General features: G+C 67.6%; 15 protein-coding genes and 2 pseudogenes. 5 read left to right on the top strand and 12 right to left on the bottom strand.

All coding sequences use genetic code 11. From position 1 onward, the window contains the following. The 4 genes from ACTWQN_RS10230 to ACTWQN_RS10215 form a co-directional block, all read right to left on the bottom strand. Nucleotides 1–1,032 carry an ABC transporter ATP-binding protein gene (locus tag ACTWQN_RS10230; protein WP_443203126.1) on the bottom strand — a complete coding sequence of 344 codons (1,032 nt, stop codon included), beginning with the start codon at nt 1,030–1,032 and terminating at the stop codon, nt 1–3. Further along, the gene (locus tag ACTWQN_RS10225; RefSeq protein WP_443203180.1) at nt 1,029–2,993 is read right to left on the bottom strand and encodes a dipeptide/oligopeptide/nickel ABC transporter permease/ATP-binding protein; all 1,965 of its coding nucleotides are present in this window, start codon (nt 2,991–2,993) and stop codon (nt 1,029–1,031) included. Before ACTWQN_RS10225 ends, ACTWQN_RS10230 begins: the two co-directional genes overlap by 4 nt. After that, nucleotides 2,993–3,946: an ABC transporter permease gene (locus ACTWQN_RS10220; RefSeq protein WP_443203125.1), complete on the bottom strand. Its 954-nt coding sequence runs from the start codon at nt 3,944–3,946 to the stop codon at nt 2,993–2,995. Before ACTWQN_RS10220 ends, ACTWQN_RS10225 begins: the two co-directional genes overlap by 1 nt. Nucleotides 3,947–4,067: 121 nt before the next feature. Next, nucleotides 4,068–5,678: an ABC transporter substrate-binding protein gene (locus ACTWQN_RS10215; RefSeq protein ID WP_443203124.1), complete on the bottom strand. Its 1,611-nt coding sequence runs from the start codon at nt 5,676–5,678 to the stop codon at nt 4,068–4,070. Nucleotides 5,679–5,901: 223 nt separating this feature from the next. Between ACTWQN_RS10215 and ACTWQN_RS10210 the strand changes: the two genes are divergently transcribed. Beyond that, nucleotides 5,902–7,800 carry an exo-alpha-sialidase gene (locus ACTWQN_RS10210; protein WP_443203123.1) on the top strand — a complete coding sequence of 633 codons (1,899 nt, stop codon included), beginning with the start codon at nt 5,902–5,904 and terminating at the stop codon, nt 7,798–7,800. Between the two features lie 52 nt (nt 7,801–7,852). Here the strand turns inward: ACTWQN_RS10210 and ACTWQN_RS10205 are convergent, their stop codons facing one another. Beyond that, nucleotides 7,853–9,121 (bottom strand): sialidase family protein, encoded by a 1,269-nt coding sequence (locus ACTWQN_RS10205; RefSeq protein WP_443203122.1) that lies wholly within the window; start codon nt 9,119–9,121, stop codon nt 7,853–7,855. Nucleotides 9,122–9,163: 42 nt separating this feature from the next. Here ACTWQN_RS10205 and ACTWQN_RS10200 point away from each other — a divergent pair, with 42 nt between their 5' ends. Then, nucleotides 9,164–9,454, top strand: a complete 291-nt coding sequence (locus tag ACTWQN_RS10200) for a hypothetical protein (protein ID WP_443203121.1) — start codon at nt 9,164–9,166, stop codon at nt 9,452–9,454. A gap of 25 nt (nt 9,455–9,479) precedes the next feature. On the opposite strand, the gene ACTWQN_RS10195 is transcribed toward ACTWQN_RS10200, so the two are convergent. Further along, nucleotides 9,480–10,094, bottom strand: a complete 615-nt coding sequence (locus tag ACTWQN_RS10195) for a TetR/AcrR family transcriptional regulator (RefSeq protein ID WP_443203120.1) — start codon at nt 10,092–10,094, stop codon at nt 9,480–9,482. Between the two features lie 337 nt (nt 10,095–10,431). Here ACTWQN_RS10195 and ACTWQN_RS10190 point away from each other — a divergent pair, with 337 nt between their 5' ends. Both ACTWQN_RS10190 and ACTWQN_RS10185 read left to right on the top strand, forming a co-directional pair. Next, nucleotides 10,432–10,851, top strand: a complete 420-nt coding sequence (locus ACTWQN_RS10190) for a DUF302 domain-containing protein (protein ID WP_443203119.1) — start codon at nt 10,432–10,434, stop codon at nt 10,849–10,851. A 198-nt stretch (nt 10,852–11,049) separates the two neighbouring features. Further along, complete coding sequence (locus tag ACTWQN_RS10185) at nt 11,050–12,513, top strand: amidase family protein (protein WP_443203118.1); 1,464 nt, start codon at nt 11,050–11,052, stop codon at nt 12,511–12,513. 108 nt (nt 12,514–12,621) lie between these two features. Here ACTWQN_RS10185 and ACTWQN_RS10180 read toward each other — a convergent pair whose 3' ends face one another. Both ACTWQN_RS10180 and ACTWQN_RS10175 read right to left on the bottom strand, forming a co-directional pair. Then, on the bottom strand, nt 12,622–12,897 hold the full coding sequence (locus ACTWQN_RS10180) for a hypothetical protein (RefSeq protein WP_443203117.1): 276 nt from the start codon (nt 12,895–12,897) through the stop codon (nt 12,622–12,624). 51 nt (nt 12,898–12,948) lie between these two features. Beyond that, on the bottom strand, nt 12,949–13,197 hold the full coding sequence (locus tag ACTWQN_RS10175) for a transposase (RefSeq protein WP_443203116.1): 249 nt from the start codon (nt 13,195–13,197) through the stop codon (nt 12,949–12,951). Between the two features lie 51 nt (nt 13,198–13,248). Here ACTWQN_RS10175 and ACTWQN_RS10170 point away from each other — a divergent pair. Next, a pseudogene (locus ACTWQN_RS10170) lies at nt 13,249–13,431 on the top strand (transposase); the annotation flags it as partial. Between the two features lie 2 nt (nt 13,432–13,433). On the opposite strand, the gene ACTWQN_RS10165 reads toward ACTWQN_RS10170, so the two are convergent. The 4 genes and pseudogenes from ACTWQN_RS10165 to ACTWQN_RS10150 all read right to left on the bottom strand — a co-directional run bounded on the left by ACTWQN_RS10165 (nt 13,434) and on the right by ACTWQN_RS10150 (nt 17,851). Then, on the bottom strand, nt 13,434–14,033 hold the full coding sequence (locus tag ACTWQN_RS10165; RefSeq protein WP_443203115.1) for a TetR/AcrR family transcriptional regulator: 600 nt from the start codon (nt 14,031–14,033) through the stop codon (nt 13,434–13,436). 35 nt (nt 14,034–14,068) lie between these two features. Beyond that, nucleotides 14,069–14,302: pseudogene (locus ACTWQN_RS10160) on the bottom strand (alpha/beta fold hydrolase); the annotation flags it as partial. Between the two features lie 434 nt (nt 14,303–14,736). Next, a complete protein-coding gene (locus ACTWQN_RS10155; RefSeq protein WP_443203114.1) occupies nt 14,737–15,882 on the bottom strand; it encodes an alkaline phosphatase PhoX in 1,146 nt (381 codons plus the stop codon). A gap of 163 nt (nt 15,883–16,045) precedes the next feature. After that, nucleotides 16,046–17,851, bottom strand: coding sequence for an ABC transporter ATP-binding protein (locus ACTWQN_RS10150; protein WP_443203113.1), 1,806 nt, complete (start codon nt 17,849–17,851; stop codon nt 16,046–16,048). Nucleotides 17,852–17,853: the final 2 nt, after the last annotated feature.

Genomic DNA, 17,853 nt, shown 5'->3' with positions numbered 1-17,853 from the left:
TCATCGCGCGGTGAGACCGGTTTCGGACAGGGCTTCGGTGGCGAGTTCCAGGTCGGTCGTGCCGGTCGAAACCGGGTGGTGGCAGCGGAAGGTGCGCCCCTCGTCGTCGGTCTGCGGACTCGGCATCGTGGCCGCGCAGACGTCGTCGGCCCGCCAGCACCTGGTGCGGAAGGGGCATCCGCTCGGTGGCCGGGTCGCCGACGGCACCGGTCCGATCAGCGGGATCGGCTCGATCGGCGACAGCAGTCCGGGGGTGGCCGAGAACAGCGCCCGCGTGTAGGGGTGGCGGGCACCGGTCACGGCGGCGGCCGGGATCTGCTCGACGGTCCGGCCGAGGTACATCGTCACCACCCGGTCGCTCATCCGCCGCACCGTCTGGATGTCGTGCGAGACGAACACCAGCGCGAGGTTCAGCTGCCGCTTCAGGTCCAGCAGCAGGTTGAGGATCTGCGAGCGGACCGAGACGTCCAGCGCGCTGGTCGGTTCGTCGGCGACGAGCAGCCGAGGCCCCAACGCCAGCGCGCGGGCGATGGCCACCCGCTGGCGTTGGCCACCGGAAACCTGTCCCGGCAGCAGGTTCGCCACGCTGGTGGGCAGGCCCACCAGGTCGAGCAGTTCGCGCACGCGTTCCGCCCGCGCCCGCCCGTTGCCGTGCGCGTGGACGTCCAGCGGGTCGCGCAGCACCTGGCGGATCGGCAGGCGCCGGTTGAGCGCTGTCGAGGGGTCCTGGAAGACCATCCCGACCTCGGCCCCGATCGCCGCCCGGCGCTGGGTGGCCGGTAGCGACCAGATGTCCTTGCCGTGGAAGGAAACCGTTCCCGAAGTCGGCTTCTGCAGGCCGACCAGCGCCTTGGCGAGGGTGGACTTGCCGCACCCGGACTCGCCGACGATGCCGACCGTTTCACCCGCCGCCACGGCCAGGTCCACGCCGGTGACCGCGTGCACCCGGTCGCCGCGGATCACCCCGCCGGAGCGCGCTCGGTGGGTGACGTGGACGTCGGTCAGCTCGACGATCGTCTCGGGAGGGGTCATAGTCGCTCCTGTGCTGCCACGCGGGTTTCCGCGCCGGTGATGTCGATGGCCGGGTGGTGGCACGCCACCGAGTGGAACCGGCCCTGCCCGGCCAGCACCGGCGCCTCCTGCTCGCAGACGGCGGTGGCCATCGGGCAGCGGTCGGCGAACCGGCAGCCCGGCGCGAAGTCGGCCGGGGCTGGCACCACACCCGGAATCTGGGTCAGTTGCGGGGCACCGGATTCCAGCGACAGCACCGCGCCGAACAGGCCGCGGGCGTAGTGGTGCGCGGGTGCCTCCACCAACGCCGCGGTGACCCCGGACTCCACGATCTGCCCGCCGTACATCACCACGATGCGGTCGGTGACGTCCGAGACGAGCGCCAGGTCGTGGGAGACCAGGATCAGCGCGAAGCCGAGTTCCGCGCGCAGCCGCAGCAGCAGCTGGATCACCTGGGCCTGCACGGTCACGTCCAGCGCCGTGGTCGGCTCGTCGGCCACGATCAGCTGCGGATCGCGCGAGAGCGCCATCGCGATCAGCACCCGCTGCCGCTGCCCGCCGGAGAGCTCGTGCGGATAGGAGGCGAGGGTTCGCGCGGGATCCAGGCCCACCAGCTCCAGCAGTTCAGCGGGCGAGCGCCGGCCACCGCGCCGGACCACCTGCTTGAGCTGGGCCTTGATGGTCATGGCCGGGTTCAGCGAGGACAGCGCGTCCTGGTAGATCATCGCCATGTCGTGGCCGAGCAGTCGGCGACGGGCCGCGCGGCCGACGGTGAGCAGGTCGGTCGCGCCGCCTTCGCGGCGGAAGAGGATTTCCCCGCCGATGCGGGCCTCTCGCGGTTGCAGGCCCATCACGGTCAACGCGGTGAGCGTCTTGCCGCAGCCGGATTCGCCGACCAGGCCGAGGACTTCGCCGGGCCGGACGTCGAAGGAGATCCCGTCCACGATGTCCACGCCGCCGTGGCGCCCGTCGAAACCGATGGCCAGGTCGCGCACCCGCAGGACCGGTTCGCCGTCGGGCAGCGGACGCGCCCGTTCGGCCAGTCGGTGTGCGGCTTCGGCCAGTCCGGGCAGCTCGGTGCGCTCCCCGGTGTTGATCCGGGCCTGCTGTTTGGTTCCCGGATCGGCCTGCCGGGTGGCCGGTGCCGCCCAGGCATCCGATACGCCTTCGGCGAGAATGTTGAGCGACAGCACGGTGATCAGGATGATCAGGCCGGGGAAGACGGTCGCCCACCAGCCGCCGAGCAGCACCATGTTCTTGCCGTCGGCGATGACGCTGCCCCAGGACGGGTCCGGCGGGCGCACACCGGCGCCGATGAACGACAGCGACGCCTCGAAGACGATCGCGTCGGCCACCATGACCGTGCAGAACACCAGGATCGGCGCCGCGCAGTTGATCGCTACGTGCCGGATGAGGATGTGCGGGGATCGTGCGCCGATGACCCTCTCCGCCGCCACGTAGTCCTCGCCGTACTGGGCGAGCACGTTGGCCCGGACGATGCGGGCGATGGGCGGTGTGTTGACGAAGGCGATCGCGAACACCAGCACCGGGATGCTGCCGCCGAAGACCGCGACGAGCACGGCGGCCAACGCGATGCCGGGGAAGGCCATGATGACGTCGAGCACCCGCATGATCGTTTCGCCGATCCAGGTGCGCGACGTGGCGGCGACGGCACCGATCGTCGCGCCCGCGAGCAGCGCCAGGCCGGTGGCGCCCAGCCCGATCAGCAGCGACCAGCGCGCCCCGTACAGCAGCCGGGTGAAGATGTCCCGGTTGGCGCTGTCCAACCCCATCCAGTGCGCCGCGCTGGGGCCGCCGGAGGCGGCTTCCTGCACGTAGGGCGAATGCGGGGCCAACAGCGGGGCGAACACCGCGGCCACGCAGACCACGGCGAGCAGGCCGACGGCGATCCAGGACACCGTGCCCAGCCGCCGGAACCCGATGCCAGGCCGGGAGAGTCGTTTCGCGAGTCCGCTGCGCATCACGCGGCGCTCCTGAGTCGAGGGTTGACCAGCAGGTAGAGGACGTCCACGGCGAGGTTCAGCACGACGAACCCGGTCGCGATGGTGAGCACCGCGCCCTGCACGACGGCCGGGTCGCCGTTGCGCACCGCGGTGATCATCAGCTGGCCCATGCCGGGCAGCGAGTAGATGGTCTCGATGACCACCGCGCCGCCGAGCAGGTAGCCGATCCGCAGGCCGAGCACGGTCAGCGGGTTGATCAGCGCGTTGCGCAGGACGTTTCGGCCGACGACCACGATCGGCGGCAGGCCGTTGCCGATCGCGGTGCGGACGTAGTCCTTGTCGAGCTCCTCCACCACCGCGGTGCGGATGATCCGGGTCAGCTGCGCGGCCACCGGCAGCGACAGCGAGATCGCGGGCAGCGTCATCGACCGCAGCCAGCCGCCGAAGGAGTCACCGGGGTTGACGTAACCGCCCGTCGGGAACCAACCGAGGTCGACCGCGAGCCACTGGATCGCCAGCAGCGCGATCCAGAACGCCGGTGCCGCCACCCCGACCAGCGAGACCACCCGGATGAGCTGATCCGGCCAGCGGTCCCGGAAGATCGCCCCGGTCACGCCGAACAGCAGCGAGAGCACGACCGCGATCAGCATCCCCAGGAAGGTCAGCTGCATGGTCAGCGGCAGCGCGGTGGCCACCTGGTCCAGCACCGGCGCCTTGGTCAGCACGCTGGTGCCCATGTCGCCCTGCGCCAGCTCGGCGACGAACCGGACGTAACGCACCGGAAGCGGGTCGAGCAGGCCGTTTTCCAGCTGGAACTGGTGGATTTGCTCCGGCGTGGGATTCGCGCCCTGGAAGTAGGCGTACTCCGGCTTGCTGTTGGAGAAGCGCATCACGATGAAGACGAACAGGACCACGCCCAGCAGCAGCGGGATCAGGATGAGGATGCGGCGCAGCAGCATCCTCGCGATCAAGACCAACGATTCCTCCAGGTTCCGACCTTGCCGTGTCTTCGAAGCGGCGCGACCCCTCGGCCCACCTGTGCGGCTGGCGCCACCGGACCACCTGCGCGAACTCCAGTCCAGGAGCAGCTTCTCAAAGCCGCTTGGCTTGCAAGAGGTTCACGCCCGGATACGCCTGCGCCTGCACACCGGTGAGCTTCTTCGGATCCCATGCGCTCACCAGTTCGTTGTGCAACACCGGGTAGAGGACGGCCTGCTCGGCGACGACGTCCAGGTACTCGTGCACGAGCTGCAGCCGTCGGGTCGCGTCCGGTTCCTGGATCGCCCGGTCCATCATCGCGAACAGCTGCGCGGCCTCCGGGCTGGAGTCCCACTTGGTGTACTTCATCCAGGTGCCGCCAGCGGTGTAGTTGTAGCGCAGGATCAGGTCCGGATCGACGCCGAACTGGTTCGGGTTCGACGCCGCCGCGACCACCTGGTAGGACTGCGACTGGTCCATCTTGGTGAACAGCGCGCTGGTGTCCTGCGGCTCCAACGTGGTCCGGACGCCGATGGCCTCCCAGGAGTTGGCGATGGTCGGCAGGCAGTCGGCGAGCCAGCTGACGTTCACCGCCATCAAGTTGATGGACAGCCCGCTCACCCCGGCCTCGGCCAGCAGCGCCCTGGCCCGGTCCGGGTTGTAGTCGTAGACCGTCTTCGCCTTGGCGTAGGCGGGGTTCTGCTCGTTGAGGAAGCTGCTGGCCGGGGTGCCGTGGCCCTTGAGCGCGACGTCGATCATCTTGCGGGTGTCGATCGCGTACAGCAGCGCCTGGCGGACCCGCTTGTCGTCGAAGGGCTGCTGCGCGGTGTTGAACATCAGGAACATGTGGTTCATGCCCTTGCCGCCTTCGACGGTCAGCCCGCTCTGGCGCAGCTGGTCGATGTTGGCGTAGGGGATGTTCTCGGCGATCTGGGCCTCCGCGCTGGCGCCGGAGATCTTCGCGACCCGAGCGGCGGCGTCCACGATGGACAGCCAATTCATCTTCTGCGCGGTCGGTTCGCGCGGGCCGTTGTAGTCGGCGAAGGCCTCGAAGCGCGAGTTGGCCTTCGGGTTGTGCTCGACCAGTTGGTACGGCCCGGACCCGACCGCCTTGCCGCCCTTGGCGGCGTCCCAGCCGCCCGGCGCGCCGAAGACGTGCTTCGGCATGATCTTCGCGATGGTCAGCCGCTGGATGCCGTCGGGGAACGGGAACTTCAGCACCAGCTCGACCGTGGTGTCATCGACCTTGCGGGCTTCGCGCAGCCAGGCGGTGAAAAACGAGTAGGCCAGGGTCTGCGGGTCGAGGGCGCGCTGGAAGCTGAACAGCACGTCGTCGACGGTGACCGGCTGGCCGTCGTGCCACTTGGCGCCCGGTCGCAGGGTGAACCGCCAGGTGGTCGCGCCTGGATCGGCGGGTAATGCGGTCGCCAGCGCGGGGTACGGGTCGCGGCTGACCGGATCGGTGTCGACCAGTCCTTCGTAGATGTGGTTGTTGGCGGCCATCGCGAACGCCGACGCGGTCATCGACGGGTCCCAGGTCTGGTCGTTGCCGTACCCGATCACGGCGGTGATCAGGCCCGTGTCGTCACCACCGGCCGAGGTGGTCGAGGCGGGACCACCGCAGGCGGAGAGGGTGGCGGAGATGCTGGCTGCCGCACCCAATGCCCCGCTGAAGCGCAGAAAGTCGCGGCGGTTGACGAAGGTCCGGGAAACGTGGGGGCGCACGGTGCCTCCTGGGGGCGGTTGAGCGAAGCCGGTCAGGACGAGAGGTGGGACGTCCTACGTCAATTCTGGGAATGCAGGCTACGGTCGGGCGTGTTCGGCGGTCAAGAACAGTTGAGCAGGACGTTTCCACGGTGTTTCGGCGCTCCGCCGAGGTGGGCCTTTTGGGCATCCCACGTCGGACGTAGTATGTCTTGCCTCGTTCACTGCTCCGGAAGGGCATGACATGGGAAAAGCGCCTGAACAGCCGCCGCGTCCAGTGGTGGCCCTGGTCTGGGGCGCGGTGCTGCTGGCCGCGCTGCTGGTGGGCCTGCCACCCGGATCCGGGATGGCCGCCGAACCGGCGGCCCCGCCGTTCGTCGACGAGCAGGTCCTGTTCAAGGAGCAGGACTTCGGCTACGCGTGCTTCCGCATCCCGGCGGTCGTCCGAACCTCGGGCGGCGTGGTGCTGGCCTTCGCGGAGGGCAGGGTCGGCGACTGCGGCGATGACGGCGACATCGACATCGTGCTGCGGCGCTCCACCGACGGCGGGCGCAGTTGGGGCCCGCAGCAAGTGGTTTCCGAAGGCAACGGTTCGACGCACGGCAACCCGGTGCCGATCGTCGACGAGCGCACCGGTCGCATCGTCGTGGTCAGCACCCACAACGGTCCCGAGCCCTGCCCCAACGGCTGCGACCGCGATCCCTACGTGCAGGTCAGCGGCGACGACGGGGCCACCTGGTCGGCGCCCCGCGAGATGGTCGAGGGCAAACGTCCGGAGTGGAACTTCTGGTACGCGACCGGTCCGGTGCACGGGATCCAGCTCGTCCGCGGCCCGCACGCCGGTCGCCTGGTCGTCGGCGCGAGCCACGAGATCAACGACGGCGTGCACCCGCACGTCTACGGCACGCACCTGCTCTACAGCGATGACAGCGGCCAGACCTGGCACATCGGCGCCTCGGCGGCCGTCGATGACGGCACGATCATCGCCCAGGAGGTGACCGTCGTCGAACTGGCCGACGGGCGGATCTACGCGCTCGCCCGGGAACGCGGCACCGATCCGGGGCACCGCGCGGTCGCGATCAGCAGCGACGGGGGAGAGACCTTCGACAAGCCGTTCCGCACCATCGACCTGGCCATGTCCGATGTGCAGGCCTCGACGCTGCGCCTGCACGCCACCGACCAGGGCGATGCGGAGAACCGGATCCTGGTGTCCGCACCGGCGCATCCGGTCGCGCGCGAGGCGATGTCGGTGCGCTCGTCCTACGACGAGGGGCGCAGTTGGCAGCCCTGGGAGCAGGGCAAGGTCTTCTGGTGGGGACCATCGGGATATTCGGACCTGGTGGCGCTCGGCGGCGGTGAGATCGCGCTGTACTACGAGGCCGGTGCCGCCACGCCGTACGAGTCGATCCGGTGGGCGCGCTTCAACGAGTCCTACCTCGCCACCCCGAACGGCACGCCGCCGGGAATCCCCGGACCGCCCGAACCGGGCCCGACGACTCCCGACAGCTCGCACCACGACAACACCGCCTACGTCCGCGGTGGCGCGGGCCTGGTGCCGGGGCGTTTCGGCAACGGGTTGGCGCTGGACGGCGCGGACGACCGGGTGGAGGTGCCGTTCAACGAGTCGATCGACCTCGGCGGTGACGATTTCACGCTGACGACGTGGTTCCGCTACTCCGACACGACCGGCTCGCACGCCCTGCTGTGGGCCTACCGAACCGGCAGCGGCACCACACCGCAGCTGTGGCTGCGCGCGGAGCCGGAGTCGAACCGGATCCGGGCGCTGATCATGGTCGACCGGTTCAACGTCAGCGTGCAGTCGACCAGCGCGTACAACGACGGGCAGTGGCACCACGCGGCCTTGCAACGCACGGCCGGGCAGCTCGTGCTGCGGATCGACGGCCAGCAGGTCGGTGCGACCGAGGTTCCGCCGGGTTCGGTCACCGAGGGCCAGGAGTTCGGCGTGCAGGGCATCCACATCGGACAACGACTCGACGGCGCCAACCGCTTCCACGGCACCATCGACGAAGTCCGCGCCTACCGGCGCGCGCTGACGCAGTCCGAACTGGAATCCATCCGCCTGAACAACGCCAAGATCAACGGCCACCTGGCCCTCTGGCTCCCGCTGGACACCACCAGGTAACGCACCGAATGCCCGGCAGTTTCAGGAAAACTGCCCGGCATCCGCGCACTCCTCAGCTGCCGAGGTCGGCCTCGTTGAAGTGGGCGTAGCGGATCGAAGCGTGGGCGTCGTTGGACTCCTGCGGTCCGGCCTCGTAGAGCAGGCCCGCCCGACCGCCGCCGAGGTTGACCAGGTCCGAGTACGCCGCCCAGGTGGCGTCGACGACCGTGCCGACCTCTTCCCACCTCGCGCCCTCGTCCGCGGAGGTGCGGATGCGGAGCGTGTGTCGGCGGTGCGCCATCTTCGGGTCGGTGTTGTACGGGCCGGAGAACAGGATCAGGTTGTTCGGATCACCCGCGGTCTTCGCGCGCAGCCGTACTACGGATCCCTGCACCACCGGGCCTTTCAGCCCCGGCACGACCGAGAACTCCTGCTTGAACGTCGCGCCCGCGTCCGTGCTGATGGCGTCGGCGCGGTTGTCGCTCGCGGTTTCCGTGCCGCTGTTGTCCTGGTTCCGCGCGGCTACGTAGATCGCACCGTCGACGGTCTCCAGCAGGTTCAGCTCCTGTGGGGTGATCTTCTTGCCCGAGCGATCATCCACCGCGCCGATCTCCCAGGTGGTCCCCGCGTCATCGCTGTAGATCAGCCCGGCGCCCTTGCGCCCGCCGTCCCCGCCGAAGGTGATGCCGACGACCATGCGGTTGCGGTGCTCACCCTGGGTCAGCTGGAGGCCGTGCCCGGGGCCGGTCGCGTACCAGGTGTTCCACTCCGCCTTCGTCAGCTGCGGCTGGGCCTGCGGCGCAGTCCACTTCGTCCCCTTCGGGTCCGCGCTGTGCTGCAGGTAGGGGGTGCGCGTGCACTTCGCGCCGGACTTGCACTCCGACCCGGGATTGTGCGTGGTCAACAGGGAAATCCGGCCAGACGCGCCGTCCATGACGGGCACCGGATTGCCCCGGGTGTCACCGGCACCGTCGCTGACGAGTTCCAAGCCGCCCCAGGTCTTGCCGTCATCGGTGGACCGCTTGAGGACCACGTCGATGTCGCCGGTGTCGGCGCAGTCCTGGCGGCGGCCCTCGGCGAAGGCCAGCAGGGTGCTGCCGTCCTGGGTGCGCACGATGGCCGGGATGCGGAAGCAGTTGTAGCCGTCTTCGCCCTTTTTGAAGATCTCGGTGCCAGCGATCCCGCTGCCGCCACCGGAGCCCTGCGCGAAGACCGGCCCGAGCGGAGGGGATTGGGAGGTGTCCGATTCGGGTGGAGTTGCGCATGCGCTGCCCAGGATCGCGACGGCAAGCGCCGCTGGAACCACTTTCGCGCTGATCCGCCACGTGTCGTGGATGTTCACAAAAGTCCTCTCTGCCGGCTCGGAAACCGTAGCGGCGCACGGATGAACAAGATCACGGCTATCCTGCCACCCGGAAAAGAAGAAAATTGCGAATTCACCTCGTTCGCATCCACCTGCGCCACCAACGGCGAGATCGAAGACCGGACGGCCTCGTCCGAAGCCACCTGTTCGGCTTCCAGCCGTGCTTCGCAAGTACCCGGGCGATTTCGCGCGAAATCGACGCTTCCGCTACCCAATTCCGATGAGGTCGGGTTGGCTGGCGAGGGACCGGAGGACTTGGTACGGGTCGACGACCTGGCGCGGTCATCTCCTGACGTCGGTCTGGCCGGCTGACGGGTGTGGTGGGTTCGTGGCGCTGTCAGGTGGGTCCTGTCGCCTGGTTGATCAGCGTTTTGGCCAGTTCTCGGGCGTCTTGGAACGGTGGTGTGTCGTTGAGCGAGGTGGACAGGGCGCGGGCGCCCTCGAACAGCACGGCGAGCTGCCGTCCCAGGGTTTCGGGCTCGTACGCGCCTGCCTCGGCAGCGGTTTTGATCAGGCGCGCGATGAACTCCCTTTTGTGGCGCTCGACCAGTGCTGCGGCTTCGGGCATCGTCCCGGCCGCTTCGACGGCGGTGTTGTGCAGTGGGCAACCGCGCACGACCTTTGCTGGTGGCGAGTCGGCCGGGCGTTCGGCGAACAGCTCCAGGAGACGCTCGCGTGCGCTGAGGTCGCTGCGCTCCAGAGCGGTCTCGGCGTGTACGGGCCCTTCCGGCTCTGACTCGACCCGTTGCACGTAGGCGCTGACCAATGCCTCCTTGCTCGGGAAGTGCTGGTAGAGCGTGCGAGTCGACACGTGCGCCACGTCTGTCAGCTTCGCGATACCGGTGGCGTGTATACCGTCGCGCGCGAACAACTCCACCGCGGCGCGCAGGATGCGCTCCCGCGCCCCGCGCCCGCCTCTGGGTGCACCGGCCATCGCCTCACTCGTTCCCATGCCGAAAGTATAGCGATCGGTTTACTTCTTACGAAGAACCTGCTAGGTTCAGGTAGAGCGATCGCTTTACCTTGTGGAGGTTTCGTGCACAACCTGAACCTCGGCCCGCCTGGCGCGTTGCGCGGCGGCCTGAATGTCCGCTCGCGCGTCGGGCCTGTGGCCGGAGAACCTGCACTTCTTCACTTACACTTGAGAAAGGAAGGAACCAGCAATGTCCACTCACAAGTTCGTCGCAGTTCCCCACGAGGTCGTCCGGTGGTCGATCGACACGGGGACGTCCTTCGAGGATTTCCAGGCTCGGTACGAAGCTGCTGTGCCGGTACTGGACCTTGATCGGATGGCGCAGCTCCGCGCCGGGCGAGCGAGCTGGGACACTGTGCTCACCGCTGCCGAGGAGAACGCACCGCACGGATTCATGCGGTTCTGGTGCACTGATGTCGGGGGGCTCATGCAGCTCGCCGGTAATCCGGGATCCTGCGCTACCTACCTGATGGGAAATCACACGATCGCCGAACGCATGTACAGGCACGACCCGGCGGTGATGCTCTATGCCCCGCTGCGAACGACGATTCATCAGGACCGGCACGGCGTCACGTGGTTCTCCATCGACCAGCCCAGCACCCGATTCGCCAGCTTCGACGTCCCGGACATCGCTGCCATCGGGCTGGAACTGGACCGCAAGGTCGCCAACCTCCTCCGGGTTTTGGATGTCCCTGTGCCGCCCGCCCTCTCCGCAGGCGCGGCGGACGTCCAGTAAGGACCGGTGCGGGCCAGCGCACATCGGCCCGGAAATCTGAGGACCGCCGGCGGATCGCGAGGGCAGCAGTGTTGCGCAGCGGGCGTCCAGTCAGGCGTTTCCATATCGTGATCGTAATGCAAAAGCGAGTGTCGGTCCGCTCCCAGAACGATGTGCTTGTCCCTTGCCCACAGTCGCTCAGAATTTGAGGGAGATATCATGCAGGACGAGGAAGCGTCCGTCGGCGCGGTGCCGGTGTCGGGGGACAATGAGCTGGCCGAACTTGGTGTAGCAGCCGCTGCCGCCGCAATTCGCAATGGCGATATTACGTCCGAGTCGTACTCGGCCGCACTTCTGCGGCGCGCGCGGAAATATTCCGATCTGAATTCCTTCATCACGATAGATGAATCCGCCGTGCTGGCCGCGGCCAGGGATGCGGACAAGGCGCGCGCCGCGGGTTCCAGGGCTCCTGTCCTCGGCGTCCCGATCGGGGTGAAGGACAGCTACGCAACGCGTGGTCTTCGCACGACGCTTGGCGTGGAAACCTTGGGAAGTTTCGTGCCGGCCGAAGACTCCGATGCTGTCGGCGCTATCAAGGATGCCGGTGGTATTGTCTTCGGCAAGAACAATCTCGTTGAAATGTCCTTCGGGCTGACCGGAAACAACAGCCGCTATGGACAGGTGAAGAACCCCTACGGCCACGACCACGTGTCGGGGGGATCTTCGAGTGGCTCCGCAGCATCTGTCGCGGCTCGGATCGTTCCTGCGGCATCGGGGGGCGACACGGTTGGCTCCATCAGGGTGCCGGCGTCACTGTGTGGTGTGGTGGGCTTCAAGCCAACCACGGGACGATGGCCGAGAGGTGGCGTCGCGCCGGTTTCGCACACGCTCGACACGACAGGCATCCTGGCGCGCAGTGTCGAAGACTGCGCGCTGATCGACCAGATCGTCACGAAGGATGTAGCCGCTCCCCCTTCTGATCGCTCCGATCTGCAGGGGGCGAAATTCGCTTATGCTCCCAGGCAGTACATGGAGTTGATCGATCCTGAGACCGAATCGCATTTCAAGAATGCGCTCCTACGCCTACGGGACGCTGGTGCCGAAGTTGTCGAAATCGACCTCGGTGAGGACTTTTCCCAGCTAGCGGATCGGTTGACGTGGAACCTCTTCTTCCGTGAGACGATGGAATCGGTTTCGGAGTTCCTCCGCCGGAACAACTTCCCGGTTTCATTCAATGAAATCTACAGCGAGCTCAAGCCCGAGCTCAAGGAGATCTGGAGTCATCTCGTCTTGCCGAGCGGGCAGGGCTATATTTCTCAGGAGACCTACGACGCGACACTGTCCGTCGATCGCCCGGAACTCCAGCGCCGGCTCGGTAAGGTATTCACGCACAGCGGGTTCGGTGCGCTGCTCTTTCCGACGACGCCCTGCCCCGCACCGATGATCGAACATCGGTTGAGGTTCACCGTCGCGGGCGAAGAGGTCGATGAGCGGTTCCTCGCGAAGAACACCGTTCCCACCAGCGGAGCAGGCTTCCCGGGCATCAGCATCCCCATCGGTCTGACCGGACACGGCCTGCCCATCGGACTTGAGATCGACGCCGCACATGGTCATGACAGGGGACTTCTCGACCTGGCACGCCGAGTGGAGTCCGTTTTCGACACTCTGCCCGCGCCCGCGTGAAGAACGCCGCGACGCCGCCTCACGCGGAGTCATCCGGGCGAACGCGACGGGTCCTGGCCACCGAGCGGAGCAGGTTCTTACGGCTGAGCGGCGGTTTGACCTACCGAGTCACTGGCTGTGGTGGGACTGCCGCTCAGCACAATCGTAAGGCGGCGCCACTGTCAGGTGATGATTGCTCGACGAGAAACTGATCAACTCAGTGGCGACGGATGACGTGGTTTCACGCGCCATCGCATCCAACATCCCTGAGATCTTCCACATCATCGGCGAGGGGTGTTCACTGTGGATGCCGCCGACGTGCTGCAGCACTGCCGCCCAGACGGTGCCGTATATGACGGGTTCGGCGACCCACCCATGGAAACGCAGTATTCCCTTGCTGCGCAAGAGAATACTGCACCATCGCTGACTGTCGATACGAACGCCCAGTCCATTTGATCACGCAACTTGGCCCAAGGCCTTCTCCCCGTTGCGCCCGCTGTGCCCGCAGCCGCGCCAACTCGTCGCGCTCAGCGTCATTGAGGGCCCCGCCCTCGTTCCGCTCTTGTTCCGTTCGGCCTTCACCCAGTTGCAAAGCGTGTACGCGCTGATCCTCCAGTCCTTCGCGACCGGCTTACCTGTTTCGGCCACGATCCTCACCGCACCCGCACGGAACTCCGGATCAAACCGGCGCCTCTTATCTCCCACGACCTAAACCATCTCTCTTGATCAGGTCTCCACGTTACGAGGGGAAGCACATTTACCGGATTCCCCCGCGAGATCTGGAAGCAGATCTGGTCCAACAACCCGCAGGAACGGTTGAACAAGGAGATCCGCCGTCGCACCGACGTCGTGGGGATCTTCCCGAACCGAGCAGCGATGCCCCGCCTTGTCGGGGCCGTGCTGGCCGAACAGACCGACGAGTGGGCCGAGGGCCACCGCGATCAGGCCTGCCGCTGCTCGAACGGGCCGTCGCTCGTCATCCCATGCGCGTCGAGGAGGATCTCCGCGGTCGCGGCGCAAAGCCCCGCGAGTTCCTCGCCGTATCCGGCCGAACGGATGACGGCCCCGTCGAAGAGCACCGTGAGCTGCTTGGCGAGTTCTTCCGGATCGGCCGCGCCACCGAGCTCGGCCAGGCGTTGAAAGCAGGTGGTGAACTCGTTCTTGAGGCGCTTGGCAACCTGGGTCGGCACGCTCTGCGGATCATGCAGTTCCGATGCCGTGCTCACGTACGGGCAGCCCACGTACGTCGCCCTGGTCGAATTTTCCTCCAGTCGCTCGAAGACCCGGAGGATGAGCGTTCTCGGCGGCTCCGCGCGCAGATCTTCGGGGAAATACAGGCGAAGGTAGCGCTGTGCGTATTCTTCCAAGCTGGCGACGAGCAGATCGTCCTTCGACGCGAAGGTCTGGTACATCGATCGTTTCGAAACGCCCGCCTTGCGGCACAGCTGGTCCACCCCGACCGCGCCGATGCCTTCTCGGTAGAAGAGCTCGGCCGCGGTCTGGAGCAAGCGGGCGCGACTGGCGTTTTCCTCGGTCGGCACGGTTTTCCTCTCCGCAGCACGGCGAATGCCGCCGGTCAGCTGAAGGCGGGCTCGGCGTCCAGGAAACGGGCGACGTGGCCGACGAACAGTTCCGGGTACTGGAACAGGCTGCCGTGCCCGGCGTCCGGGTACACGATCAGCTGCGCACCGGGAATGTGCTGCGCCAGGTGGTAGGAGTTGATGGTGGGCACCATGATGTCCCGAGTGCCGTTGACCACCAGGGTCGGCTGGCTGATCGACTGGAGATCGGCGAAGCGCCGTCCGCGTGCCGCTCGCCAGCCTCCAGGAACTGAGTAGGCGCACTGACGTGCGAAAACTCTGGCATATCACCCTCCCTGAGGCCGTCTGCTGACGTGCTTCGCGACGTTCGTCGGCGAATTTCCGGGCCGGTCGATCAAATTCAACTGCGACTTCTTCAACACTGTATCAGCAGATGGAAACAGATCGGTACCCAATGCTCTGTGATGCGAATACCACCACTACTTCGAGCCAGCAAAATTCGCAATGCGGCTGCGACGGTGGGCAGCGCCAGCCCCGTGCCCGGCACGGCAGGGGGCTGGCTGCCTCGATCCCGGAACCGGTCTTCAAGCGGCCGCACGAGACTCGGCCGCCGCGCGCACCGGCACGAGGGGGTGTGCCGTCGCGCAGACAGGACGGGCACCACGGCCCGGCTCCCGTGGCCCTTTTGCCGAGGCCTCGCGGCTCAGCTGCGGAAGGGGCCGGTTACCTCGTAGGTGATGCCGTCGCTGCTGGCGCCCGTGGTGCCGCGCTGCGAGGAGAAGTACAGGCGGTCGCCCGCCGGGTTGAACGCGACTCCGCACAGCTCCGACTCGTCCTGCCCGGTGACCCGGAGGAACGGGGCGATGACGTCGTCGGGCGTGATGACGCAGATCTCCATGTTGCCGCCGTCTTCGGCGACGTAGAGGTCCCCGACCTGGGCGCCGGTGATGTTGTCGACACCGGTCAGCGGCGGGTTGTCGGTCAGGTCGTCGTCGTAGGCGATGGCCAGGGCGTTGTTGGCCGCGTCGTAGGCCCACACCCGGTTGTCGCCCTTGGTGGTGAAGAAGCACGTGCCGTTGCGGTAGTAGGCACCCTCGCCACCGTCGAAGACCTTGGCGCCGGTGACCTGGTGGCGGGTGCGGATGGGACTGCCGTCCGGATCCGGGATGTCCACCCACGACAGCCCGCCGTCGCCCTCGACGAGCACCTGGAGGGTGCCCGCGGACATGTCGCCCCAGGTGGTGGGGGCGAAGCGGTAGAAGTTGCCGTCGGATTCGTCCTCGGTCAGGTAGACGACCTGGCGGTCCGGGTCGGCGGCAGCGGCCTCGTGCTTGAACCGCCCCATCGCATCCCGCTGGATGGCGGTCTGGTTGCCCCACGGGTCGGTTTCGAAGACGTAGCCGCGGTCGGTTTCCTCGCAGGACAACCAGGTGTTCCACGGCGTGGCACCACCGGCGCAGTTCTGGGTCGTGCCGGACAGGATGGGGTACGCGCCGGTGATGTTGGCGCCGCTGTCGAACCGAACGGCACTCACGCCGCCCGCGCCGCCGCCCAGTTCGGCGTTGGAGACGTAGATCCACCCGCTGCCATCGGCGAAGCAGACACCGCCGTCGGGCGCGCCGTGCCAGATGTGGTCGGTGCCGGAAACTGCCTGGCCGGAGCGGGCGATCACGCGGCTGGTGAAGTTCGACGGCAGCTCGATGCCGTTGGCATCGGCCGGTTGCAGCGGTCCGTAGGGGCTGGGCCCGGTCTGGGCCGGGTATGCGATGGCTTCGCGCGTCACGCTGAACCCGAAGGCTATGGCGGTGCTGCTGGCGACGGCGGCACGCAGGAAGGTGCGTCGTTCCACGGCATGCTCCTGACGATGAGAGGTGGAACCCGCTGGCCCGATGGCAGTTCAGCCAGCTGGGCACCGCGACCCTAGAAGCGCGCCCGGCATCGGATCAGTGCGAAACGGGTGAACTCTGCGCTACGAAAGAACTTCGCTGAGCCATCGGGCACCGCCGTGGTGTTCACGCGGCGGAGGCCAGTTGGTCGTCGCGGCGGAGGAGGGCCGCGTAGCGGCCGTCGGCGGCGAGGAGTTCTTCGTGCGTACCGCGTTCCACGATCCGGCCACCGTCGAGCACCACGATCTGATCGGCATCGCGGATGGTCGACAGCCGGTGCGCGATCGTGATCGTGGTCCGGCCCGCCGACAGCGCGTCGAGGGCCTGCTGCACCGCTTGTTCGGTCTGGTTGTCCAGCGCGCTGGTCGCCTCGTCGAGGATCAGGATCGGCGGGTCGCGCAGGATCGTGCGGGCGATGGCCAGCCGCTGTTTTTCCCCACCGGAGAACCGGTATCCGCGCTCGCCGACCATCGTGTCGTAGCCCTCCGGCAGGCTCGCCAGCTGCTCGTGGATCTGCGCGGCCTTCGCCGCGGCGACCAGTTCCTCGTCGGTGGCATCGGGTTTGGCGAACCGCAGGTTGTCGGCCACCGAGGCGTGCAGCAGGTAGGGCTCCTGGGGCACCACGCCGACCGCGTCGGCCAGCGTGTCGAAGTCGAGTTCGCGCACGTCGACGCCGTCGATGCGCACCGCCCCGTCGGTGACGTCGTAGAGCCGGGGCACCAGGTAGCTCAAGGTCGTCTTGCCGGATCCGGTTTCGCCCACCACCGCGAGGCTGGTGCGGGCCGGTACCGCCACGTCGATTCCGGTGAGCGTGCCGTCGGCGGTTTCGGGGGAGTAGCCGAAGGACACGTCCGCGAAGCGCACTTCGCCTTCGATCCGGGACAGCCGCACGGGGCGGCTGGGTTCCTCGATGTCCACCGTCAGGTCGAGGTACTCGAAGATGCGGCCGAACAGGGCCAGCGAGCTCTGCACGTCCACCCCGGTGGACAGCAGCGACAGCGTCGGCCGGAACAGGGCCTGCTGCAGGGTGACGAAGGCGACCAGGGTGCCCAGCGTGATCAGCGGGACGCCGAAGGTGCTGGTGACTCCGGCGGTCCAGTAGATCAGGGCGGGCAGCGCCGTCATCACGATCTGGATGGTCGACATCCGCCACCGGCCCGCCATGCTGGAACTGACTTCGAGCCGGGCCAGCGCGGCCGACTCGGCGGCGAAGGAGTCGGTCAGCGACTTCGCCCGCCCCATCGTGCGGCCCAGCAGGATTCCGCTGACGGACAGGGATTCCTGCACCTCGGCGGACATCGCGGCGAGCTGCCGCTGCCGCGTGGCGGTGATCCGCTTGCGTTCCCGGCCGACCCGGCGGCCCACCCAGACGAAGACCGGCAGCAGCGCCACCGATGCGATCGTCAGCCGCCAGTCCAGCGCGACCATCGCGGCCAGGGTGGCCACCACGGTGGTGAGGTTGGAGACCAGCGAAGTGGCGGTGGAGGTGACGGTGGCCTGCATACCGCCGATGTCGTTGGCGATGCGGGACTGGATCTCGCCAGTGCGGGTGCGGGTGAAGAACGCCAGCGACATGCGTTGCAGCCGGGCGTAGACCGCGGAGCGCAGGTCGTGCATCACGCTCTGCCCGACCTTGGTGGACAGGTAGGTCTGCGCGACGTTGAACACGCTGGTCGCGACGGCCACGCCGATCATGCCGAGCACCAGCGCACTCAGCAGGCCGAGGCGCCGCTGCGGGATGGCCACGTCGAGGAGTTCGCGGAGCAGGAACGGGGACGCCACGGAGACCAGGGACGAAACGGCGACCAGCAGCGCTACGACGAGGAGCGTGCCTCGGTGCGGGCGGAAGAGGCGCACGATGCGGCGCAGCTGCGTGGGTTGCGGGGTCAGTTGCGGCGTGGGTTGCGGCGTGGACTGTTCGGGGGACGACATAG

Origin of the sequence: Saccharopolyspora antiqui (assembly GCF_052246905.1) — a bacterium.
GTDB lineage: Bacteria > Actinomycetota > Actinomycetes > Mycobacteriales > Pseudonocardiaceae > Saccharopolyspora.
Note: the sequence above shows the minus strand (reverse complement) of the source record. Positions and strands in the feature narration are given on the sequence as shown.